Raw genomic sequence first — 22,648 nt, 5'->3', positions numbered from 1 at the left:
AGTGTGCTCGTCCCTCTCTTCGAAAGGGTCAGATTCTGGAAGTCATCTCTGGAGCACTACCCCTCCAATGGAATGCGGGGAGCGTGAATGAAGAACCACAGTCTTGACCTGCTGCGCGCCCCGGACCACCTGTTTTAACAAACGCTCTAAGCTGTGCTTACCGGCGCGACCGGAGACCCTCGCCACGAGCGGGTCCTTATCGCCACGGTCACGCAAGCGGACTTCAGGAACAGGCCACTGGCCGCCGGATGCCGGGTGACCGCGGCAAAAAAGGTTTCTGCGGAAGGCCGCAGAGGGGCCATTCAAGACTGGACCTGTGCGGATGCAATGGGGAATGGCCCTCACGCCAGTGGGCCAGGAGGACTGATTCATGCGCCGCGGTCTTCATCAAGGTCAGACACGGACCGGCACGGACCACCCTAGCGTCAGGTATGACCACCTTATCCACCCTCGCCCTGAGCTCCATTGACGTGTACCAGCGCTGGCTCTCTCCTCTCAAGGGCTTCCGGTGCGCGCACGCCGCCCTGTTCGGAGGAGAGTCGTGTTCAGCCGCCGTCCAGCGCATCATCCGTGAGCAGGGGCTGACCGGCGGACGCGCCGCGATCACCGCCAGGTTCCAGACCTGCCAGCAGGCGTACGGGCACCTGTCGGCGGCCCGGGCGGCTGGAGGTCAGGTGCAGGGCGTCTGTTGCTGTGGCCCCGTCCCCATTCCGTTCCGGTGTGGCTAGACCGTGCGGTCGTTCTCAGGGGTCGTCAGACCAGACTCGGCACCAGTCGGACGCCGTGGCCAACTCAGGAGCACACGGTGGGCGGTGGACACGCCAGAAGGCCTTACGTCGCCCCCACGACGTCGTGACCGCCCGGGTCGCCCCATAGGATTGAAGGTCCTGGAATCGGTCGCGTGAAACGCAGGCGCGACCGCGCCCCCGGAATCTCAGACGCCTTCTTGACGAATCCGCCTACAGGTAAGAGCGGCGGCCCGGGAAGCCTCCTCCTGGCATAAAGGATTGGGGGGGCCCGGGTCTACCGCACAGTTGGTACAGCCTGCTTTTAACTGTGGCCGGGGTCCGAATCATCTGTAGGACGACCGTGTGTTCCCTCCTCCTGCTGCTCGGCTGCACCGGACTGCTTGGGTTCAGATGTGGGTGTGGTTCCCTCAGTGTCGGCGGGGGGGGCAGAGGTCTTAGTCTCAGACGGTTCAGAAGCGCTGTTCTTCGGATCGGTCATACATTGGCTCCTTTCTGGAAGGCTGAGGTGCCCTCCTGCGTGTTCCTACTGTTGACCAAGGGCAACTCGCAACTGATTGCAACGCCATGAACGGCTCTTGTCTATTATGCGCAAGGCTGGAAATGTATGTCCGCTCGAGTGCATCTCAGCGGCGGCCACTGCGCGTCAACCTCAAGAGGCTAGGGCGTGTGCTCATGGTCCCGAAGCGCATGGCATCTTGGTCTCGTGATCCGGCTTGATGCCAAGCACTTCCCCACACTGACGTTTTCTCCCGATGATCCTGTGTTGGTGATGGTCCTAGATCAGCACCAGCGTCGCTTCGTTGTCGGTGAGGAAGCGGCCTACATTGAACCAGGGGTGACGCTCGGAGGCGTTCGCCTGGAACTCTCCAAGTGGTCAGGTCTCTCACTATTAGCGGAGGTGGAGGGCCAGGGCCACGTGTCGGTGGACCAGCTTCCCGCCGAGCTCAGCGACATCTGCGAGTTTGAGATGGAGGGCGGGTCAATTCGCATGTCCGGCTTTCTGCGACAGGCTCGTGGCTGGTGCGAGTTAATCTTCCACAACCCAAAGATGGCGGTGGAATATGCCACCTGGCAGAACACACAGAGCCATGAGCACACCCCCTAGATGTAGCCCTCGGGCGCCGCAACAAAACCCTGGGGAACTGCACTCTTGGAATTTTCGACTGCCCCCGAGCGTACCAACTGGCAGGTTACTGCTGCCCATATCTTGACTGGGTGTGGGGTCGAAGCGGGATATGAAGTATGGAGCGCGCAGTATTCCTGCTGCCCTCAAGTCACGAGGACGCATTGGAGGCGTTGAGCCGCCTACTACCTGGGGTGTCGTGCTTTACACGGGACCAGAGGAGTGCGACAAAGAGCATCGACACCTCGAATGGCTCGACGCGGTGGTCTGGGAGTGGCCTCTTAGCGCTGTGTTTGCGGGGCGCACGCGTGCGACCACTCACACATAACTGCTTGACCAATATGCCTCCTACGTACCGTGCGCCTGACTGTGGTGCAATGAAGTCAGAGACGCCATGACCCGACCGACGCCCACCACCATTGATCTCCCCGCCCAGGCCGTGCAGGCGGCCCTTGACGCCCTGCCAGATACGGTGGCGATTGTGGATGAGCAGGGTATCATCCGGGCTGTCAACGGGGCGTGGGTGTCGTTCATGCAGGCCAATGCAGGTGACCCGCAGACGTGCGGGGTGGGCGCCAACTACCTGGCCGCCTGTGAGCAGGCGCAGGGGCCCTGTTCGGACGAGGGTCCGCCCGTCGCTCTGGGCCTGCGGGCGGTGCTGGCTGGTGACGTGCCGGACTTCTCCCTGGAGTACCCGTGTCACAGTCCGCAGGAGCAACGGTGGTACTGCGTGCACGTGCGGCCCTTCCTGAGCGGCCAGCAGCGGTACGCAACGGTGCTGCACGAGAACATCACCGAACGCAAACTCATGGAGATCCGCTCTGACGACCTGGACGCTGAAGTAGCGCAAGGGGTGCGCTCTCAGACGGCCGACCTGCGGCACGAGAACAGCGAACTTGACGCGTTTATCGGTGCGGTGTCGCACGACCTGCGGGCACCGGTCCGGCACCTGCAGGGGTTTCTGAAGGTGTTGCGGCGCCGGGCCGCTCAGCGCCTGACCACGGATGACCAGCAGGTTCTGGACGTCCTTGACGCGTCCGCCACGAGGCTCGCCAGCATGATTGACGAGTTGCTGGGCCTGTCACGGGCGTCGCACACCGCACTCCACATCCGTCCAGTCAACCTGGCGCAGGTGGTGCTGCGCGCCTGGGCGAACCTGACGCCAGAAACGCAGGGTCGGGAGATTGACTGGGTGGCGGGTGACCTGCCCGTGGTTCAGGGCGACGCGGAACTGCTGCGGCTGGCTTTCGAGAATCTCCTGAGCAACGCCATCAAGTACACCGGGGGGCGGGCAATGGCCCGCATTGAGGTCGGGGCGCGCGAGGAGGAGGGGAGCTGGGTGGTGTTCGTGCAGGATGACGGGGTGGGGTTCGATTCACGCTACGTCCACCGGCTGTTCGGGGCCTTTCAGCGGCTGCACCACGAGAAGGAATTTCAGGGTATCGGCCTGGGCCTGATGAACGTGAAACGCATCATTGAGCGGCACGGCGGTGAGGTGTGGGCGGAAAGTCACGTCGGGGACGGCGCCACGTTTTACCTGCGCTTCCCGAAGGGGTAGTAGCAGCGGGAAAGTCAGTCGGTCCGCTTGAGCGGCTCGGACACGGTCGGGGCCAGTCCAGGGGTATGGGCGATCAGGACTCAAGTGTGCCCCTGACCATCTGAAGAGGCACAAGCGGAAATCGTGCTGCACACCTGCGCATGGGCGCCTGCACCGGCACTGCGTGGTTCCACGGCTGCTTCGCTGATCCTGGCACCACTTTTTACTGGAGCGGCTGATCTCAGAGCCTTCTCGGGTCATGACACAGGGTGGACACGCTGAACAGTGGTTGGGTGAAGTAAGGGTCCGGCTGCATGGCCTAGCGAGGTGATCGCGCTCCGCTCTGCCCGGACCGGCAGGTGAGCCACAGCCCGTAGCGTGAGACGCACGCATGCACGTTCAGGAGACTCGTCGTATGCCCGTTAGTTGACAAGATTGATCTGCTGATCTAGAGTCTGCTCCGGCTTCACGGAAGCCACCTTTATCCAGAGTCGGCGTGAGGTCACTGGACCCCGGACCGCCGCAGCAACCAGCCCTCATTACGGCGGGTGCTCTCCAGCCCTGCGCGCCCCAACGATGATCTCGGGCCGCAGAACGGGTAAAGGAAGGGTGCCTCACTGCAGGTTCAGCGCACGATTGCCGTCCCCTTCCCAAGCGAAAGCCCAGGAAGGGGACGGCCGTTCCCTCCGCCCATCCCGACCGGAGGTCACCTGTGCCTGACCCGCACACTCCGGACGTCCTGGCCTTCCAGAACGTCTATAAAACCTACCCTCGCCAGCCTCGCCCGGCCCTGGACAACCTGACGCTGCGCGTCCCACGCGGCAGCCGCATGGGCATCATTGGCCGCAGTGGCGCTGGCAAGAGCACCCTGGTGCGCCTCCTCAGCGGCCTTGATACGCCCGACACCGGCGAACTTCGCGTGCGCGGTGAGGTCCTTGGCCCGGCCACGCGCGCCGGTCATCAGGCGCGCACCGGACTGGTGTTCCAGCAGTTCAATCTCCTCGCGCAGCGCACGGTGCTGCGCAACGTCACCCTGCCGCTGGAGCTGCGCGGTGTGCCCCGCGCCCGCCGTGACGCCCTGGCCCAGGAGCACCTGCGGCTCGTGGGCCTGAGCGAGTACGCGGACCGGTACCCCGCGCAGCTCAGCGGCGGGCAGAAGCAGCGGGTCGGGATCGCGCGCGCGCTGGTGACCGAACCGGACCTGCTGCTGGCTGACGAGGCCACCAGCGCCCTCGATCCGGAAACGAGCGCCGGTATTCTGACGCTCCTGCTGGATCTGCAGCGCGAGCGGGACCTCACGCTGGTGATCGTCACGCACCAGTTGGAGGTCGTGCGGGCCGTCACCACTCACGTGGCCGTACTGGAAGGCGGCCAGCTCGTCGAGGCTGGTGCGACGGCCGAGGTCCTGCGCGACCCGCAGCACGCCGCCACCCGCGCGCTGCTGGACGCTCACCGGCCGCAGGTGACGCTCCTGGCCGGCGAGACGCTGCGGCGCGTGACCCTGCCGGACCTGAATGCGGGCACATTGGCCACCCTGGCCCGGGCGGGTGCGCGCATTGTGCAGGCCGAGCCGCATCCGCAGGGCGTGGACGTCTGGCTCGCCGCGCCCGCAATGGTATCCGCGCAGTGGCCCGGGGCGGTGCCGGCATGACGGGGGACGCCCTGTGGCCCCTGTTGTGGCAGGGGACGCTGGACACCCTGTGGATGGTCGTGCCGTCCGCACTGGCCGCGCAGGTACTCGGTACGGTCCTGGGGGTGCTGCTCACCCTGACCCGGCCTGGTGGCCTGCACCCGCGGCGCCCACTATTCCGCCTGCTTGACGCGGCAGTCAACGTCGGCCGCAGCCTGCCGTTCATTATTCTGCTGGTGCTCCTGATTCCCTTTACCCGCCTGTTGACCGGCACCAGCATTGGTTCCACCGCGGCCATCGTCCCGCTGACCGTCGCGGCCATCCCTTTTGTGGCCCGGCTGGTGGACGGCGCCCTGAAGGACGTCCCGAGCGGCGTGGTGGACGCGGCGCGTGCCATGGGCGCGAGCACCGCCCAGACCGTCTTCAAGGTCCTGCTTCCCGAGGCGCGGCCCGCCCTGATTCACGCGTTCACGGTAATGGTCGTCAGCCTCATCGGCTTCAGCGCCATGGCCGGCGCGATTGGCGGCGGCGGCCTGGGCGACCTCGCCATCCGGTACGGCTACCAGCGCTTCGACACGGCCGTGCTGCTCAGCACGGTCGCCGCGCTCCTGCTGCTCGTGCAGGGCACGCAGTGGGCGGGCGACCGCGCCGCGGCCCGCAGCGACCACCGCTGACCATCCGCCACCCACCTGGGCGTCCGCTCCTGCTCGCTGCTGGCGCTGCCGCGCCGAGCGACCGCAAGAGCGTGTCCCAGACTTTCCAACCTCGGTCCTACCTCAAGGAGACCTGACCATGCGTACCCCACTGCTTCTGTCCGCCCTGCTGCTCACCACGACCGCTGCTGCCGGCACCCTCCGGGTTGGTGCCAGCCCCGTCCCTCACGCGGACATCCTCAACTTCGTCAAGCCGATCCTGGCCAGGCAGGGCGTCACGCTGATCATCCGCGAATTCAACGACTACGTGCAGCCAAACCTGGCCCTCGCCGATGGCAGCATTGACGTGAATTTCTTCCAGCACGCTCCCTACCTGAGCGCGTTCCAGAAAGACCGCCCCCTGGGCCTCGTGGCGGGCGCGACCGTGCACGTCGAACCCATGGGTCTGTACTCCCGCCGCGTGAAGACCCTGCGGGAGCTGAAGACGGGCGCGACCATCGCCATCCCAAACGACCCCAGCAACAGTGGCCGCGCCCTGAAACTACTGGAACGCGCCGGTCTGATCCGCCTCAAGGCAGGCGCGGGCACGACAGCCACCGTCCTGGACATCAACAGCAACGTCAAACGCCTGAAGTTCCGCGAGCTGGACGCCGCGCAGCTTCCCCGCACGCTGGCGGACGTGGACGCCGCCATCATCAACACCAACTACGCGCTGGACGCCGGACTCAACCCACTCAAAGACGCCCTGACGCTGGAAGGCGCCAGCAGTCCCTACGCGAACCTGCTGGCCGTCAAACCCGCCATGCTGAAAAACCCCGACTACCTGAAGCTCGTGGCCGCGCTGCGCAGCCCCGCCACCCGCACCTTCATCCTGAACACCTACAAGGGAGCCGTCGTTCCCGCCTTCTGACCTCCGCGTCGCCACTCGGCGCGGCCCGCAGCCACACCCCCAGTCCGCATAAACGTCGCGCAGTGAACTGAAGGTTGGCGTACCGCTGCTACCATGCGGGGCGGTGAACGAACCCATCAAAATCAGGCAGCTTGAAGCGATCCTGGCCGCGCAAGGTTGGACCTACGCGGCCAGGATCGGCCTGTCCCACCGGCACTGGCGCCACCCGGACGGCAGCGTCATCACCCTTTCCGGAGACCCGTCGCACGTGTGCGACCCCGCACAACTCGCCGCCGTGCAGGAGCGGCGGCAGGGCCACGTTCCCGCCACTCGCCCAGGCGCGCCCTTCCCAACGTACCTGGCGCTGATCACCCAGACGCCCAGCGGCGCCGCCGGCCTCATCCCGGATCTCACGGTCCTGGCCAACACCCCTGCAACCGATCTGGCGTCCACGCTCGAGCAGGCCGTGGCCCTGCACCTGATGACCAGTGGCGCACCCGTGCCGCGCCCGGTCTACATGGGCTTCCAGGATCTCCCACCCCCCGTGCGTGCCGCCTACGACGACCGGGACGTGGAGGTGCAGTTCGTGACGCCTGCGCCCCTCAACCCGGTCAGCCTGCAGGTCGCGCGGGCCATCGATCACAGCCGGCTCAGCTACCGCGAGGTGGCCCGGCGCGCTGGCCTCGGAGACGCCGACCTTGCCCGGCTCGCCAATCCCTTCTATACCGGACACAGCGTGGCGGACCTCCAGCGCCTGGCGACCACCCTGCACCTCACCGTGAACGTCACCTTTGAGGAACCAGTCATTCTCCCGCCCCACAGCGTCGTTTCGACCACCTGGCAGGGCGACACGTCCTTACTACTGGAACTCCGTGACGTTCCCGAAGTGGTCGCCGCCGCGTTGCCTCTGACCGTGCAGTCAGAGACCGGCGTCTTCTCCCTGATTGAGCGGCAGGACACCCCAGCGGGGCCAGGCCGCACGACCTACGCCGCGCGCCTCCTGAACGGCCACCGCTGACAGTCCTCCCAGCGCGTGACGTTCTGACACACATTTGCGGAGCCGTTGACCAGGACTGACGGGCAGTTTCACTTTAATTAAGTCTCTGGCCTCAGCCACTGCGCAGTGTGAAATTGCGGCTCTGACAGCGGGCGGTACCGCTCCAGTCAGTGCACCTCACCGCGTCCACTCCTGGGGGACCATGTCAGCGCCTGTCAGCGTGAACCCGCACCTGCGAACCCCGCACCGTGCACGACAGCATGACGCGCTCGCCCTGGTTGAATCCAGCCCATGACGAGTGGACGGCCAGAATCTGCGCGGTGATTGCCCCGTCATGCACGCGCACGCTGGATGGGATGAGTGTGCGCCCGTCCAGGTCCCTGAGACCACCCAGAACGTCAAGGCACGCCTGTAGGCTGGCCTAACGGGCCCGCCAAACGCCAGGACTAGCGTGTGGCGCCACCAGCACTCCGACCAGCGCGGCGGTCATGGAACGGCTGTGCATGTCTTGAGCGTGTGGACCTGCTGGTGGTTCTGGTGCCCATAACGGACAGCCTGCCCGAGGCAGACTTACGCGCAGCACTACCCCAAATTTCTTCACTGTGCGGCGAGCGCCGCCAGTCTGAAGAAGCTCAATCTCCTGACCTGCCCTGAACAGCCACCCGGAGGCCGGACTTGAAGCCCATCTTTGTGCTGACAGCGCCAGTGGACCTGTTGACTGGGAGCACAGGGCATCTCAGGTGCACCGATGGCCGGTCTACTTTAGTCTCCAGCTCGGTGGCCTTGCTGCTGTGCCTCCGTCGTCCGTGAGGCAGCCGTTCCTGTCTTGCGGGGTGCGCGTCCTCCCTTCCGGCCTGCTTCGCGGGCCTCTTCACTCGTGAACTGGTGGGCGTGGCCGCTGGCATGTGCAGCCCGGCCACCCTGGGAAGCAATCTCTCGTCGACGTGCTGGATCCATGCCCGCAAAACCCCGCTCGCTCCTCTGGTGATTTCCATCCTTTTCTTTGGTCACGCAGGCACCTCCTTGCAGATGGTTTGTGCGCCTTTGGGTCGCAACAGGTTCACTCTGTCGGCTGGTGGAGGCTGTTGCGTGTCAAAGTCATGATGAGAGGTGAGCGGTGAATCAGGGGCTCTCTAAGAATTCCATGAACGTGTATTCACTTCTCAGGTGTACATCTGTTCAGGTCTTATGCTGTCGAGCTTCAAACGTCCCATTTGGAAGGCTGAAACTCGCTAGGCAGCCCGTTCGGTTTCTCGAGCCGTGTCAGGCAGACGAACAGCCGAGGCCAGCGTGGTGACGCCAGAGCTCAGCAGTCTGCCAGTTGCGACCATCTCAACCGAATGTTCGGCCTCACCTGAACATCGCGCTTGTCTTCACGCCAGGACCCGCACTGGCCTCTCAGTTGTTCACTGGGATCTGATTCCTCGACGTGCCCAGCGCGATGATCCTGCACTCAGGGTAGACCTCCTTCCACGCGGAAGTCTTACCCGCAGGCGGTCGGTCCTGGTTGGGAGAGCAGTGCAGAACCACTGAGCAGGAACTGACTCCCTGCTCACCGTTCACGTGACTGCCGTGAAGTGCGACATTAGGTGGCCATTCTCCTGCCTGGCTGTCATGAAACAGGGCAGCAGACTCTTTGATCAGCCTGCTGCGCCAGATGAGCTGGAGTCCATCAAGGTGCCCGACCTGTTGGTCACCCCTTACGAATCCATTGGGATTGGGACTACCGGGTTTCGGTGAGTGTGTAAGAGCCGCTGCCGCTGTAAGCGTAGACCTCCCAGCGGTACGTGCCACTCGCTGCCGCGTAGTTGATGCTTTCACTGCTGGTGCCATTCTCGCTGGCGGCGACGTCCGCCCACGTGCTGCCGTTGTACTTCTGCAGGTACAGGTCGAAGTCCGTCCCGCTGGGGCCACTGAGGGTGGCCTCGGACAGAAACTCGACATTGTCCTGCACGACAATGAACCCCTGGGCGCCCTGTGGGGCACCGTGTACATCCGGGACGCGGCCGGCGTGACCCTCAAAGACACCCTCGGAAAACCCCTCAAGCCCAATATCACCACCAACATCCTGTCCATGACGCTGCCCAGCACCGGCACGTACTATCTGCAGGTCGGCGCCTACTCACACCTGAACCCCACAGGCGGCGAGGCCCCGTACACCGGCACGGTCAGCAACAGCGCGCAGAACAAATACTTCCTGGAACTGCGGCCCAGATAAGCAGAACGCACCCAGACAGGCCCCGGCTGTGACCAGCGCCGGGGACCTGCCCATTTCACCCTTTTGGGGACCAGCCCCGTGCGCCAGGCTCAGCGCGGTCAGCGTCAGGTCTGGATTGGTTGTGTTCCCAGCCAATCTTTACCCCCACGGCACGCCCCTGACGCAGTCGTCGCCCGCAGGTCACGCTGCGGCCCCTTCCCAGCTCAGGCAGAAGAAGCTCCCAGCCCATCCTCTTCAGCTTGGACAGGGTCAGACGTCGTCTCCCCTCTCCTGTCCGCCGGACGTCAGGCTCCCTGCGCCGCAGTTCTGCCCCGGTCCCCCGTGAAACCACCGGTGGGGGTGGATTCGGGGCTCATTCAAGTGTGCCGCTTGACCGGACACTCAGCGTGGACCGGGTCAGATGAAGTTCATTTGAGGTAAAGCTCCGGTGGTAGTGGAAGCGCGTGAACCCTCACCCAACGTCACCACAACCCATCTGATCTAGAGTTGAACGTCAGTCCCGAGGACGCGTTACGTCCCTCGGCCAACCACTGAGCCAAACGGCCGGATTGACCAGTGGCCCACTCACCTCCGGTGACACGTGCTTCCCTTGACCCACGCGGCCCACCGCACCTCACGGTCAGTTCAGAGGCGCGCGTGCAGAGACAGCAGGCGCACGCCGGTACAGCCCCCGCGCGTCCTCAACACACCCACGCCGCACGTGCGGCCCCTCCCCCGGTCCTACCCTGGAGGTCGTGTGCGTCACAGCAGCCATCCCACCCCACTTCTGGAACGCGACAACTGGCGCGACCTCAGCGGTCCCTGGCGCTTCTCCTTTGATGACGCGGACGCCTGGGAGCATCCAGATGAGGTCGCGTTCGACCGTGAGATCCGGGTGCCGTACGCCCCGGAAAGTCCACGTAGCGGCATTCACGATCAGCAGTTCCACGCGGCCGTCTGGTACTCCCGACGCATTGACCTCACACCCGAGGAACGCCAGGGACGGCTGCTGCTGCACTTCGGAGCTGTGGACTACCGGGCGACCGTCTGGGTGGATGGTCACCTCGTCGCGACGCACGAAGGGGGCCACACGCCGTTCACAGCGGACATTACCCGTCACGCCACCAGGAGTGAAACGGTCGAGGTGGTCGTGCGCGCGCAGGACAATCCGCATGACCTGGCCAAGCCCCGTGGGAAGCAGGACTGGCAGCGTGAACCGCATTCCATCTGGTACCCCCGGACCACCGGCATCTGGCAGACCGTGTGGCTGGAGGCCGTGCCGGACACCTCCATTGGCCTGCTGACGTGGTCCAGTGACATGGACCAGTGGCAGCTGGGCCTTCACCTGCACCTGGAAGGGGCGGTCACGCCCGGCCTGGCCCTGCGCGTGCGGCTGTGGCGGGATGAGGCGCTGCTGGTCGATGACCGGTACGCCCTGCACAGCCTGGAAGTGCACCGGCAGATTGCGCTGTCCGATCCTGGCATTGATGACTTCCGCAACGAGCTCCTCTGGAGTCCCCGGCATCCTCAGCTGCTGAACGCCTGCCTGGAACTGATGCGGGACACGGAGGTCGTGGACCGGGTCTACAGTTACGCCGCGCTCCGGTCCGTCCAGGTGGCCGGGAACCGGTTCCTGCTCAACGGCCGCCCGTACTACCTGAAGATGGTGCTGGATCAGGGCTACTGGCCTGAGGGCCTGATGACCGCCACCGACGCGGAGTTGCGGCGCGACGTGGAACTCACGCGTCAGCTCGGCTTCAACGGGGTGCGCAAGCACCAGAAGATCGAGCAGCCGCGCTGGCTGTACTGGTGCGACGTGATGGGCGTGCTCGTGTGGGAGGAGATGCCCAGCGCCTACCGGTTCACGCCGCAGGCCGTTGAGCGCCTCACCCGGGAGTGGCAGGAGGTCGTGGCCCGCGACCGGTCCCACCCGTGCATTGTGGCGTGGGTGCCGCTGAACGAGTCCTGGGGCGTGCCGGACCTGCCCACCAATCCCTCGCACCGGGACTACGTGCGGGCGCTGTACGCCCTGACGAAGACGCTGGACCCGTCGCGGCCCGTGATCGGGAATGACGGGTGGGAGCACGTGGCCACCGACATCCTGACCATTCATGATTACGCGTACGACACGGCCGCCCTCCGGCAGAGGTACGGCAGCCTGGACATGACCCGCGCCACCCTGTCCCTTCAGCAGCCCGCGGACCGGTTCCTGACGCTGAGTGGGTTCCAGCCGGCCGAGCAGCCGGTCATGCTGTCCGAGTTCGGCGGGATTGCGTACATTCCGGACCAGCAGGTCGGCTGGGGCTACAGTCAGTCCCGCAGCGAGCAGGACTTTCAGAACGACTACGCGGACCTGATGGCCGCCATCTACGACTGTCACGGCCTGTCCGGTTTCTGCTACACGCAACTGACCGATACGTTCCAGGAGAAGAATGGCCTGCTGTACGAGGACCGGACACCCAAAGCGGATCTGGCCCGCCTGGCCAGCAGCACGCAGGGGAACCGCACGGCGCGGGAGATGACGGTGGACCCGCTGCTCAACCCGTTCAGCACGCCACTTCAGTGGTCCACCCGGGTAGACCTCACGGAGGAGAAACCGGACTGATCACAGACGTGACCTGCAGCACGACAACTGGATCCTCAATGGCCTGGCCGCAGAGGGCACGCCGGTTGGCCTGAATCGCAGCGCCGCTTGAGCTGCCTTAAAGCGCGGCGCTGCCTCCATGGTCCTGCTGACCGAAAACGGGGCGCCTTCCTGACGCCCCTTGGGGTGCGGGTGTCCGGACTTGCACCGGCGTCTGGTCCTCGTCTTACCCGCTCGCGCGCCCGTTTTTCAGAAGGTGGACGCCTCCCTTCACCGCGCGCCGTGCTCCCGTCCCTCCGGGCTGACTGCTCCGGCGCGCGCTCTACTGCTTAGTCGTTCTTGTGACTCTGACGCCCTGCTTCGGCGTGCTGCTCACTAGAGCCTCCACGTTGGCTCCCGCTGCCGCCCTGGTTGCCTCCGCTGTGGGACGCCTCGCCCCCCTTCCGGCCTGCCTCGCGGGCTTCTTCACTGGTGAACTCGTGGGCGTTCCCACTTTCGTGTGCGGCGCGGCCGCCTTCGCTGGCTTCTTCCTGCGTGAGCTGGTGGGCGCTCCCGCTCTCCTGGGCGGCCCGGCCGCCTTCCGAAGCGATTTCGCGCTGACGTTCCGGGTCCATACCAGCGAACCCGCGACCCTCATTGCCGCTTCCGTTCCCGTAGTTTCCACCGTTTCCATTGTTGCCTTGCGGGATTTCAGTCCCTCCTCGGGTGCGTCCCCTGTCAACGTGTCCGCCGCGCTGGCGGAACCGTTCCACTCTGCCGCGCGCGCCGAAGTGGGGCGTGTCAACGCCGTGACGAGCGCCCACGCACCGGTGAGGAACGATGCTCGAATTGGGTGAAGGTCACCTGAAGCGGTCACGGGCCGTCGTGCAACGCGGACGGGCGGCCGTCTCCGGCACAGCGATGTTGCTCACCCAGGCCACCAGACCTGACGGGCCCCGAATCGGTTCGGAGCTTATGGGCCCGTTACGATCCAGTCGGTTATGCCCTGCGCCTTCAAGACGTCGCCCCGCACGCCCCGCACTACTACAGGGTCAGCAGGGACCGCGCGTCCTCCGCTGGCCCTGGACGCGCCAGGAGGTACCCCTGCAGGCTGTCGCAACCCAGCGTCCGCAGCAGCGCCTGCTGATCCGCAGTTTCCACGCCTTCGGCAACCACCCGCAGGTTCAGGCCCTGCGCGAGGTGCAGCATGACTTCCAGCAGCACGCGGTTCGCGGACTGAACGAAAGACCGGTCAATCTTCAGCTCGTCGATGGGCAGGCTGTGGAGCAGGCTGAGGCTGCTCTGCCCCGTTCCGAAATCATCCAGCGCCACGCGGACGCCAAGGCGCTTAAGGTGCGTCAGCTGCGCCGCCGCCGCCGCCGGATCGCGCAGCACGGCACTTTCCGTCAGTTCCAGAATCAGGCACCCGGGTGGGAGGCCAGAGCGTTCCAGGGCCTCACGCACGGCTGCGCTGAAGCCCGGATGCTCGAATTGCACCGCGCTGACGTTCACGCTGATGGTCAGCCCCGGAGTAACGGCGTGCCACGCGGCGGCCTGCCGGCAGGCTTCCTGCAGCACCCACGCGCCGAGCGGCAGAATCAGCTGCGTCTCCTCAGCCATGCCGATGAACTTGCCCGGCAGAAGCAGGCCCTGGGTGGCATGCTGCCAGCGGACCAGCGCCTCAAAACCCTGAAGCGCGCCGGTGGCGCCATCAAACTGGCCCTGGTAATACAGGGTGAACTGCTGGCCGTCCAGAGCCTGCCGGAGGTCGCGTTCCAGGTCCACGCGTTCAGCCGCGGCCTCACCCATGGCCGGGTGGTAGAGGCGCACGCCGTTCTTGCCTGCCTGCTTGGCGCGGTACATGGCGATGTCGGCGTGCCGCTGGAGGGTGGTGACGTCCTGCCCGTCGCGCGGGGCGACGGCGGCACCGATGGAGGCCGTCACGTGCAGGGTGTGGCCCTTGACCTGAACGGGCTGAACCAACTGGTTGAGAATTTTCTGGGCGACACGGTCGATGTCCTGATCGCTGCGCAGGTTCCGGAGGATCACCGTGAACTCGTCGCCGCCCATGCGCGCCACCAGGTCACCGGCGCGGACCGACTGCGTCAGGCGCCGGGCGACAGCCTGGAGTAGTTCATCCCCGACGTCGTGGCCCAGCGTATCGTTGACTTCCTTGAAGCGGTCCAGATCGAGAAACAGAATCCCGAACCGGGTGGACTCCTCCGCATCCAGCGCCTGCGCCACCTCCGCCTGGAAGTGCGCCCGGTTGACCAGGCCGGTCAGGGCGTCGTGTGTCGCGCGGTACTGCAGCGTGTCCTGAGCGGCCTGCAAGGCCACGTTGGCCTGCGTCAGCTCGGTGTTGCGGCGGCGCTCCACTTCTGCTTCACGGCGCAGAATTTCAAGTTGCATCTGCGCGCTCAGCACCTTCGCTTTGCGCTCGACCGTCTGCGCCTGCAGGGACCGGCTGAGTTCCTCGTGCGACTGGAGTGTTTCGTACGCCTGCTGCCACTCGCCCCGGTCGGCGTGCACGCGACTGAGGTGCAGCAGCGCCAGGCGTTCAGGCGTGCGGATCTCGTGGCGGCGGGCCTCCCCGAGCGCCAGTTGCAGCTGCTCGTACGCGGCGTCCAGCTGCCCCATCTGAGCCAGCGCCTGTCCATAGAACATCCGGACGTTGGCGAGCTGCTCGTGATCGTTCACCTGCTCCGCGAGGGGCAGCAGGGCCTCGGCCTGCCGCGCCGCTTCGGCCGTCTGACCGGTCGCGACCAGGCAGGGCACCATCCAGGCGCGCAGCACCACCTCATGCTGCCGGATGCCCAGGGCCTGCACCACCGGCAGGTGCTCCAGCGCCAGTGAGAGCGCCTCCTGCGGTTTGCCCACGTGGTAGTACGAGTACACCATGTTGATGGCGTTGGAGGACATGCTCGGAGAGTGGCGCTCCTCAGCGGAATGCGTCAGGCTCATGACCTGCTCGAAGATTTCGAGTGCAAGCTCGTAGTCGCCCAGTTCCACGTGAATGAGGCCCACGTTGCTCAGCGTGCGGGCCCGGCCCGCATCATCCCCATGCGCCTGCGCGACGTCCAGGCTGCGCTGGTACCAGTGGATACCGTCCGCGTACCGGCCCAGCGCCACGGCGCAGATGCCCATGTTGTTCGCCACCCGCGACTGGAGAGCGCTGTCCTGCGCGAGGTCCGCCGCTTCCTGCGCCTGGGTCAGCACGGCCAGAGCCTGGTGGTACTGCGAGCGGAAATAGAACGTGGCGCCCAGCAGTGTCAGGGCGAGCGCCTGCGAGCGTACGTCACCCACGTGCAGGGCCAGAGCGTAGGCTTCACGCAGGAGTGACTCGGCCTGCACCGCGTCCGACACGACCATCGGATCGGCCACAGCCAGAAGCTCACGGAGCCGCGCGTCATTCGGCTGAAGGTCAGAGGAAGCAGCCGAGGTCACACGCTTACAGTAAAGCTGCTCGTCTTACGGTCGTCTTTATGCCATCAACTTCAACATAGGCGTGACCAGCCTGGAGTCGCGTGACAGAACATCAGGACGATCCTGGACCTCGGAGCTGACCACGCCGTTCATTAGCTGAGCAGGTCCAGGAGAATGTTGCAACGTGTGGGCCGCTGAATCCTTAGGCGTCTACCGGCTCTTCCCAACAGGCCAGGATGAGCCGGGCGGCGCAGCATGAACTGACTCCCGGCACAGAAGCCACCCGGTCTTCCGACAAATTCACAGTTTCAATCTGAAGGCTATTCGGTCCGGTCATGAATCGGCGGCCAGAGCGCCGTTCTCATCGCGGGTCCGCCTGACGGCCAGCCCAGGCGGTACGCCGCCGACGCACAATCACCACTCAGGAGACGCCCGGCAGGGGGCGCCCCTCCACCGAGCGTCCCCAGTCCGGCCTCTGGCCTCTGGTCGGATGGCCCATTCGGCGCGCGTCCATCCGCCGTCAGGGCCAGGATTCAGCCTGCCTCTCCAATTGGGCGTTCTACTGGAAGTACATCTGGGTGGCGGTGTGGCGGCTCCCATTCTTCTGGAGAATTCGGCGCATCGCGTGATTGTCCGCCGAGGTCAGCCCGCCATGCTGGGTGAACCGTTCCGCAAGGCGCGCCAGCAGGTGGGCGTTCAGCCGCGTGCCGAGGCCCTGACCGCGCGCCTGCGGGTGGACGCCGATCATGTCCACGCCCCCGTACCCTGGTTTGGCTGGACCGTACGCGCCGAGCGCCAGGAGGGGCTCCCCGACCTCATCACCGGGCAGGGCCACCACCGTCCACCCGTCGCGGAATCCGCCGCTGAACTGCTGGAGCTGGCTTCCGAGCGCGTGAATGAGAGCCTGCACGTCGGGCCGAAGCAACATTGATTCGTCGCCCTCCTGCGCGCGTGGGTCGAGCGCGTACGTCCGGGCGGTCAGGTCCGTGTCGTACGCGACTTCCGTGCTGCTGTACTGCCAGCCGGCCGCTTCGACCGCCTCACGGTGCAGCGGCGCGAGGTCGTTTTGCAGGATCAGCCGCCGCTCCGACTCGGCCCGGTCCCGCAGGGTGCGCGCCAGGAGGGTCATGGCCTCTTCGGTGACATCCGGGCGCAGGCGAGGGAAATAGGGCACCTGCACCGCGGGAGATACCAAGGCGGTGCCCTCGATGCCACGGTCCGAGCGGAGGATCAGCAGATTCTCCAGGCGATTGCGGCCCGCAGCCAGGTTCTCACGTAGAACGGACAACAGGCGGTTTCGCTCGGCCAGGTCAGCATGAAGGGCGTAAATGTCGGGCAGGGTGTCCAGCGTGGGTGATTCGGTGATGTATGTCATGAAAGTGTGACCTCAGGAGCAGGTCACCCGGCTGGCGCTCAGCTGCTTCAGGAACGGTTCCAGGTGACGGGAATGAACGGCACAGGGGAAGCGGCGCGATCTGTCTGTTTCATGGGAACCTCCGAGGTTGAGCAGGATGCGCCCAGCGTACAGGACCGCGTGATCGGCCGTGAACGAAGTTGACCAGGGTGAGGCCGCAGGTCATGCGTTGGGAGGGCCGTTCCGTGTGGAGGTCAGTTTCCGTCCACTGGCTGGCCGCCTCCTTGATCAGCACGTCACGAGCCTGATCAGGCCCACGGACGACTCGAAGCTGGAGCGTCCGTGGTTCTGGGCACTGATGCCAGACGGCGTTCCCCCCTCTGGGGGCGTGGTCTGGGCCCGGTCACATCCAGCAGGCGCCTCTGGCAGAGTGCCCCTATGCTGACATGCGTGAAATCTTCTCTCTGCGCCGCTGTCGTGACTCTTCCCCTCCTGCTGGCGGCCTGTACGGGCGGGACGCAGGTGCAGGTCGACCCGCCGGCCACCCCTGACCCGGCCGTGACCGCCAACGTCATCACGGATCAGATCGTCGGTTGGAGCGCCGGCACCCAGGGGCGCATCAGCGTGGTCGCCTACCCCACGGCTGACGTCGCAGACGCTGTCACCCTGAGTACGGCCGCTGTTGACGGTCAGGGCCGCTTCACGCTGTCCCTCCCCACCGGCGCGCAGGTCGCCCCGTACATGGTGCGGTTCCAGACGACACCCCGGGAAGGCTGCACGGGCTTCTTCACGCAGAGCGTCGCGTCCGCAACGCACTACGGCTTCAAGTACTACCTGCTGGACAACGCGACCACCAACACCGTGATCACCCGAGGACTCGTGCAGAACAACCCCGGCTTCACCGGAACCACGAAAGCGGGCGATTACTTCATCCAGCGTTTTTACGCCTCTACGGCCTTCACTGTCACCGGAACGCTGGCCTGCCCCACGTACGTCATCAAGGCCAACCTGAACCTGAAGCCCGGCTGGAACGCGGTGGTGCAGACCATCAACAGCGTGAACACCGACGGCACCGTGCGGGATTACACGCTGACCTCACCGCAGACGCTGCCCGCTGCCGTGTTCTGATGGTCAGGGATCAGGTACAGCCCTGAGGCGGCTCAGCCCTGCTTGACTCTCAGCCACCGCCGGACAGAGGCGCAGGGAGAAGGCCCTCCCGGGCACATGGTCTAAGTGTTGGCACGGTGGTGAGATCACCCACCCATCGGCAGACGGGCCGCCCACTGTCAACGCCTTGACACTGCACCAGCACCGACGAGCTGACTGGCAGGCACCCCGCGAAACCAGCACCCGGCCTCCGCCGTCACAGAGCGCGCCGGATGCTGCCGGGTCAGTGTGGCCACGCCTGAAGCCGGTCCATTGTGACCGTCTTTCCGCACGCACGGAGTCAGGTGTGTCCGTCGGGCCCTGCGGTCCGGGTCTGCCGCGCGGGCTCGCCTGTTTGAACTCAGGGAGGCGCAGCCGGGACGCCCGGGCGGTCGTCCGTGTCTGCCCCACCAGACCCTGGAGGCGGCTGGGGCTTGAGCATCCGTTCCCGGTAGCGTTGCGGGCTGATTCCGGTGACGGCGCGGAATTTTCGGGTGAAGGCGCTGTGGTCGCTGTAGCCGCAGGTGTGCGCGATGTCGGAGATGGAGTGGGCCGGGTCGCGCAGCAGGCGCAGCGCGGCGTCCAGCCGGATCCTGATCAGCACCTGCTGGGGCGTCATGTGGCACACGCGGCGCATCAGCCGCTCGAAACTGTCCGCTGATAGACCGGCGCGCGCCGCCAGGGCCGGCATGCGGAGCGGCTGGCCGAAATGCCCGTGCATGTACCGCAGGGCCTGCGCGACCCGCGCGAAGTCCTCGTGCCGCTCGATGCCTGCGGGCACGTCGCGGGACATGCCGATCAGGCCCACCACGTTCCCGGCGCTGTCGTGCAGGGGAATCTTGTGCGTCAGGCACCAGTTCGGTTCGCCCTGCGGACCGAAGTACATTTCCAGAACGTCCCGGAGTTCCCGGCCGTCGCGCACGGCCTGCACGTCCTGCTCGTTGAACCGGCGCCCGGGGTCGCCGGTGAAGACCTCGGCAGCGGTGCGGCCCAGCACGGCCTGTTTGTGCGGGGCGCCGCTGCGGCGACGCAAGGTGTCGTTGACGCTGACGTACCGCCCGTGGAGGTCCTTGACGAAGAAGATCAGGTCGGGCGCGCCGTCCAGCAGGGCCTCCAGCGGCCAGCTGCCATCGGGCGCGGGGCGCAGCCACTCCCTGGGGTCGTCCATGCGTTCACTGTGCCACAGCGCGCCGGGCGCATAGGCAGGCGCGGCGACAGGCCTGTCACCCGCCGCAGTCTGACCGGACGGGTGGCGTTCAGGGGGTGGGCGCCGCGGACCCCGTCGTCCAGGTCAGGACAGGCCGGCCGTTCAGGGTCGAGAAGGCCTCGTGCACCTGCCGGAGCTGCGCGCCGCGTTCCTCCGGAGTGTGACGGACCGGACTGAAACTCACGATGGGCGCCAGCACGGTATACCCGACGAAGTGGAACATGCCGTGCTGGATGTGAAACAGGATGACGTCCATCTCGCCGTCCCGCGCGCCCGGGCCGAACATGTCCTCCGTGCTGCCGGTGGTGAAGAGCAGCAGGGCGCGCCGGCCCCGGAAGCCGCCCGTCTCGAAGCGGCCGACGCGGCCACCGTACGCGACGCCCATCGCGAAGACGCGGTCCACCCAGCCTTTCAGGAGGGCGGGCAGCGAGAACCACCACATCGGGAAGGAGAACACCAGCAGGTCGGCCCGCAGGACCTTCTCGATCTCGGTGGCCACGTCCGGCGCGAAGGTGCCCTGCTGGACGGCCCTGATCTGCTCGGCCTGCGGCTTGAAATGCCCGGTCAGCTCGTGCTTGAAGTCGTCCGGGCCGAGGGCCGGGTTCCAGTTCATGGCGTAGAGGTCGCTGATCTCGACCGTGTAGCCCTGCGCCTGGAGGGCCCGCGCGGCTTCCCGCATCTGGGCGGAGCAGAAGGAGTCGGGCTCCGGGTGAGCGTGGACGATCAGGGCGTGAGGCATGGCGGCTCCTGTGAGGCGAAGGGGGGACAGCAGGGTCGGTGTGGGGCTGTCCGGTCGGCTATGCGTCCCGTCGGCCTGCGGGCATTCTTTCACCCGCCAGCGGGGGTGTCTTGAGGGATCCGGCCCGCCAGGCTGCGGAATTCAGCACAGGCGGAGGGCCTGCCGAGCCGGGTCCTGCCCACCTGCCGCCGCGGCCAGAGGGTCGGCGGCTCGCGGGGCGGCCCTCCCTGTGGTCCCGTGATCGCCATACTGAGCTGTGCCGATTTCCGCAGTGAAGACTGGCGAAACAGTCAAGACACCTGCGGGCACACCGGGGACAATTGAGGGCACCGGACCACCCGGGCAGCACCTCAGGTCGCCCGCAGCACTGAAGCCACAGGCGGCGCCGAACGACCCGGTTCAGCCTGAGCCACCCCTCCGTCCAGGTCCACCTGCCGTTCAAGGAGATGTCATGACACACAGTAATGCCCAGCGTTTTGAAGGTCGCGTCGTTCTGGTAACGGGGGCGGGCGGCGGGATCGGCCGCGCCGTGGCGGAACGGTTCGCCCGCGAAGGTGCCCTGGTCGCGGTCAATGACGTGAAGGCTGAGGCCGTGCAGTCGGTGGTGGCCAGCATCGGGGCGTCGGGCGGCCGGGCCCTGGCTGTGCCAGCTGACGTTTCGGACGCCGCCCAGGTGGACGCCATGTTCACGCGAACCGAGGAGACCTTCGGGCCCGTGGACGTGCTGTACAACAACGCGGGCCTGATCGACACCACCCGGCACTTCCTGGAGGCGGATGAGGGCTGGTGGGACCGGATCATTCAGGTGAACCTCAGGAGCGTGTTCCTGTGTTCGCACCGCGCCGCGCGCGTCATGGCCCGGCGGCGCCGGGGCGTGATCATCAGCACCTCCTCGGGCGGCGCGACCCGCGCGCACCGCGGGAACGTCGCGTACGACGCGACCAAGGGCGGCATCGAGGCCATGACGCGCGCCATGGCGCTGGACCTCGCGCCATACGGCATTCGCGTGAACGGGGTGGTGCCGGGCTTCATCAACACGTACGGCCTGACCGAGGCGGACCTGCGCGTGCGGGAGCAGACCGTGCCGCTGGGCCGCTACGGCGTGGCGGAGGACATGACGGGCGCAGCGTTGTTCCTCGCGTCGGATGACGCGGCGTACATCACCGGTCAGTTCATCTCGGTGGATGGCGGCGTTCTGGTGCAGCAGCGCTCCGCAAACGTGGATACCTTCCCCGTGTCCGGCTTCCCGGTGATCGAGGCGGACCCCGCGTGAGTGAGCGCGCCTCGTGGGACGTGGCCGTCATCGGGGCGGGCATTATCGGCGCGGCCTGCGCGTGGCGCCTCGCGCAGCGGGGCCTGCGGACCGTGGTGCTGGAGCAGGCCAGTCCCGCGGGCGGCTCCACCGGGAAGAGTGCCGCGGGGGTGCGCGCGCAGTTCACGACCGAAACGAACATCCTCCTGTCGAAGTTCAGCATCGAGGAGTACGCGGGGATGCCGGACTCCGGCTACCGCGCGGGCGGGTACCTGCTGCTCGTCCCGGACGCGCAGTGGCCGGCCCACCAGCAGGGCGTGACGCTGCAACACCGGCTGGGCGTGCCGACCGAGGTACTGACGCCCGAGGAGGCGCAGGTGCACGCCGGGTTCGTCCCGGACGGCCTGGGCGGCTGCACGTTCTGCGCCACGGACGGCCACGTGGACGCCCACGGCCTGACGATGGCCTACGTGCAGCGCGCCCGGAAGGCCGGGGCGCAGTTCAGGCTGGATACCGCGGTGATCGGCATCCGCCACGCGGGCGGCGTGTGGCAGCTGGACACCCGGGCTAGGTCGGTCGAGGCGCCCCTGATCGTCAATGCAAGCGGCGCGTGGTCCGGCGAGGTTGGCGCGCTGGCCGGACTGGAGATTCCCGTGAGGCCCGCGCGGCGCATGGTGTACGCCACGGGCCCACTGCACCTCCCGCGGCCGCTGCCGATGATCTTCGACCTGGGCAGCGGCGTGTGGCTGCGCTCCGAGGGCGAACGCCTGATCCTGGGCCGGGCGGACGCCGCAGACGTGGGCTGGCGGGAAGGCCTGAACTGGACGTGGCTGGAACCCACCCTGGAAGCCGCCATGGCCCGCTTCCCGTGGCTGGAGGCGGCCACACTTGACCGGCAGGCCAGCTGGTGGGGGTACTACGAGGTCACGCCGGACCATCAGGCCATCGTGGGCCGCATGCCGGGGGCCGAGGGGTGGCTGAACGCCTGCGGGTTCTCCGGGCATGGCGTGATGCACGCCGCAGCGGTCGCGCGGGTAATCGCGCAGGAAGCCGTGGGAGAAACGCCGTTCATTGACGTGACGCCCCTACGATACGAGCGCTTCGCTGAGCGTCCACAGGGCCTGACTGACATTCAGGTGTGATCCGTCGGCCCCTGCACACGGATCACGGAACAGGCAGTCTTCGTCCC

Annotated in this window: 18 protein-coding genes and 1 pseudogene; 12 read left to right on the top strand and 7 right to left on the bottom strand. The window is 66.4% G+C overall.

From position 1 onward, the window contains the following. The first annotated feature begins 431 nt into the window (after positions 1 to 431). From yidD to IEY63_RS17930, 7 genes are all read left to right on the top strand, one after another. Positions 432 to 728: a membrane protein insertion efficiency factor YidD gene (yidD, locus tag IEY63_RS17960; protein WP_189070365.1), complete on the top strand. Its 297-nt coding sequence runs from the start codon at positions 432 to 434 to the stop codon at positions 726 to 728. 724 nt (positions 729 to 1,452) lie between these two features. Next, complete coding sequence (locus IEY63_RS17955; protein WP_189070364.1) at positions 1,453 to 1,854, top strand: hypothetical protein; 402 nt, start codon at positions 1,453 to 1,455, stop codon at positions 1,852 to 1,854. A 412-nt stretch (positions 1,855 to 2,266) separates the two neighbouring features. Next, the gene (locus IEY63_RS17950) at positions 2,267 to 3,430 is read left to right on the top strand and encodes a PAS domain-containing sensor histidine kinase (RefSeq protein WP_189070363.1); all 1,164 of its coding nucleotides are present in this window, start codon (positions 2,267 to 2,269) and stop codon (positions 3,428 to 3,430) included. A gap of 691 nt (positions 3,431 to 4,121) precedes the next feature. Then, on the top strand, positions 4,122 to 5,060 hold the full coding sequence (locus IEY63_RS17945) for a methionine ABC transporter ATP-binding protein (protein ID WP_189070362.1): 939 nt from the start codon (positions 4,122 to 4,124) through the stop codon (positions 5,058 to 5,060). Next, entirely contained in the window at positions 5,057 to 5,713 is a 657-nt protein-coding gene (locus tag IEY63_RS17940) for a methionine ABC transporter permease (RefSeq protein WP_189070361.1), read from the top strand. The genes IEY63_RS17945 and IEY63_RS17940 overlap by 4 nt, the downstream gene beginning before the upstream one ends. Before the next feature lie 118 nt (positions 5,714 to 5,831). After that, on the top strand, positions 5,832 to 6,602 hold the full coding sequence (locus IEY63_RS17935; protein WP_189070360.1) for a MetQ/NlpA family ABC transporter substrate-binding protein: 771 nt from the start codon (positions 5,832 to 5,834) through the stop codon (positions 6,600 to 6,602). A 103-nt stretch (positions 6,603 to 6,705) separates the two neighbouring features. Then, on the top strand, positions 6,706 to 7,599 hold the full coding sequence (locus tag IEY63_RS17930; protein ID WP_189070359.1) for a type II toxin-antitoxin system HicA family toxin: 894 nt from the start codon (positions 6,706 to 6,708) through the stop codon (positions 7,597 to 7,599). Between the two features lie 741 nt (positions 7,600 to 8,340). Here the strand turns inward: IEY63_RS17930 and IEY63_RS17925 are convergent. After that, the gene (locus IEY63_RS17925; RefSeq protein ID WP_268239677.1) at positions 8,341 to 8,589 is read right to left on the bottom strand and encodes a KGG domain-containing protein; all 249 of its coding nucleotides are present in this window, start codon (positions 8,587 to 8,589) and stop codon (positions 8,341 to 8,343) included. A gap of 712 nt (positions 8,590 to 9,301) precedes the next feature. Further along, positions 9,302 to 9,499: pseudogene (locus IEY63_RS17920) on the bottom strand (pre-peptidase C-terminal domain-containing protein); the annotation flags it as partial. Between the two features lie 66 nt (positions 9,500 to 9,565). Here IEY63_RS17920 and IEY63_RS17915 point away from each other — a divergent pair. Continuing rightward, on the top strand, positions 9,566 to 9,796 hold the full coding sequence (locus IEY63_RS17915; protein ID WP_189070358.1) for a hypothetical protein: 231 nt from the start codon (positions 9,566 to 9,568) through the stop codon (positions 9,794 to 9,796). Between the two features lie 736 nt (positions 9,797 to 10,532). Beyond that, positions 10,533 to 12,380, top strand: a complete 1,848-nt coding sequence (locus IEY63_RS17910) for a glycoside hydrolase family 2 protein (protein ID WP_189070357.1) — start codon at positions 10,533 to 10,535, stop codon at positions 12,378 to 12,380. A gap of 308 nt (positions 12,381 to 12,688) precedes the next feature. Here the strand turns inward: IEY63_RS17910 and IEY63_RS17905 are convergent, their stop codons facing one another. The 3 genes from IEY63_RS17905 to IEY63_RS17895 all read right to left on the bottom strand — a co-directional run bounded on the left by IEY63_RS17905 (position 12,689) and on the right by IEY63_RS17895 (position 17,136). Beyond that, entirely contained in the window at positions 12,689 to 12,973 is a 285-nt protein-coding gene (locus IEY63_RS17905) for a KGG domain-containing protein (protein ID WP_189070356.1), read from the bottom strand. 409 nt (positions 12,974 to 13,382) lie between these two features. Further along, positions 13,383 to 15,782 (bottom strand): EAL domain-containing protein, encoded by a 2,400-nt coding sequence (locus IEY63_RS17900; RefSeq protein WP_229784800.1) that lies wholly within the window; start codon positions 15,780 to 15,782, stop codon positions 13,383 to 13,385. 538 nt (positions 15,783 to 16,320) lie between these two features. After that, the gene (locus IEY63_RS17895) at positions 16,321 to 17,136 is read right to left on the bottom strand and encodes a GNAT family N-acetyltransferase (RefSeq protein WP_189070355.1); all 816 of its coding nucleotides are present in this window, start codon (positions 17,134 to 17,136) and stop codon (positions 16,321 to 16,323) included. 429 nt (positions 17,137 to 17,565) lie between these two features. Between IEY63_RS17895 and IEY63_RS17890 the strand changes: the two genes are divergently transcribed. Then, entirely contained in the window at positions 17,566 to 18,243 is a 678-nt protein-coding gene (locus tag IEY63_RS17890; RefSeq protein ID WP_189070354.1) for a hypothetical protein, read from the top strand. Between the two features lie 379 nt (positions 18,244 to 18,622). On the opposite strand, the gene IEY63_RS17885 is transcribed toward IEY63_RS17890, so the two are convergent. After that, positions 18,623 to 19,429 carry an AraC family transcriptional regulator gene (locus IEY63_RS17885; protein WP_189070353.1) on the bottom strand — a complete coding sequence of 269 codons (807 nt, stop codon included), beginning with the start codon at positions 19,427 to 19,429 and terminating at the stop codon, positions 18,623 to 18,625. Between the two features lie 88 nt (positions 19,430 to 19,517). Continuing rightward, positions 19,518 to 20,207 carry an NAD(P)H-dependent oxidoreductase gene (locus IEY63_RS17880; RefSeq protein ID WP_189070352.1) on the bottom strand — a complete coding sequence of 230 codons (690 nt, stop codon included), beginning with the start codon at positions 20,205 to 20,207 and terminating at the stop codon, positions 19,518 to 19,520. A gap of 451 nt (positions 20,208 to 20,658) precedes the next feature. On the opposite strand from IEY63_RS17880, the gene IEY63_RS17875 reads away from it, so the two are divergent. Then, positions 20,659 to 21,480: an SDR family NAD(P)-dependent oxidoreductase gene (locus tag IEY63_RS17875; protein ID WP_189070351.1), complete on the top strand. Its 822-nt coding sequence runs from the start codon at positions 20,659 to 20,661 to the stop codon at positions 21,478 to 21,480. Further along, a complete protein-coding gene (locus tag IEY63_RS17870) occupies positions 21,477 to 22,601 on the top strand; it encodes an NAD(P)/FAD-dependent oxidoreductase (RefSeq protein ID WP_189070350.1) in 1,125 nt (374 codons plus the stop codon). The genes IEY63_RS17875 and IEY63_RS17870 overlap by 4 nt, the downstream gene beginning before the upstream one ends. Positions 22,602 to 22,648: the final 47 nt, after the last annotated feature.

Source organism: Deinococcus radiotolerans, from assembly GCF_014647435.1.
GTDB classification, from domain to species: domain Bacteria; phylum Deinococcota; class Deinococci; order Deinococcales; family Deinococcaceae; genus Deinococcus; species Deinococcus radiotolerans.
The sequence above is the reverse complement of the archived record's forward strand: the minus strand, read 5'-3'. Positions and strand labels throughout refer to the sequence as shown.

Excerpts from the sequence above, each read along its gene's own strand:
- IEY63_RS17950 (WP_189070363.1), top strand. The coding sequence starts at position 2,267 with ATGACCCGACCGACGCCCACCACCATTGATCTCCCCGCCCAGGCCGTG.
- IEY63_RS17880 (WP_189070352.1), bottom strand. The coding sequence starts at position 20,207 with ATGCCTCACGCCCTGATCGTCCACGCTCACCCGGAGCCCGACTCCTTC.
- IEY63_RS17875 (WP_189070351.1), top strand. The coding sequence starts at position 20,659 with ATGACACACAGTAATGCCCAGCGTTTTGAAGGTCGCGTCGTTCTGGTA.
- IEY63_RS17905 (WP_189070356.1), bottom strand. The coding sequence starts at position 12,973 with ATGGACCCGGAACGTCAGCGCGAAATCGCTTCGGAAGGCGGCCGGGCC.
- IEY63_RS17885 (WP_189070353.1), bottom strand. The coding sequence starts at position 19,429 with ATGGACGACCCCAGGGAGTGGCTGCGCCCCGCGCCCGATGGCAGCTGG.
- IEY63_RS17935 (WP_189070360.1), top strand. The coding sequence starts at position 5,832 with ATGCGTACCCCACTGCTTCTGTCCGCCCTGCTGCTCACCACGACCGCT.
- yidD (WP_189070365.1), top strand. The coding sequence starts at position 432 with ATGACCACCTTATCCACCCTCGCCCTGAGCTCCATTGACGTGTACCAG.
- IEY63_RS17895 (WP_189070355.1), bottom strand. The coding sequence starts at position 17,136 with ATGACATACATCACCGAATCACCCACGCTGGACACCCTGCCCGACATT.
- IEY63_RS17940 (WP_189070361.1), top strand. The coding sequence starts at position 5,057 with ATGACGGGGGACGCCCTGTGGCCCCTGTTGTGGCAGGGGACGCTGGAC.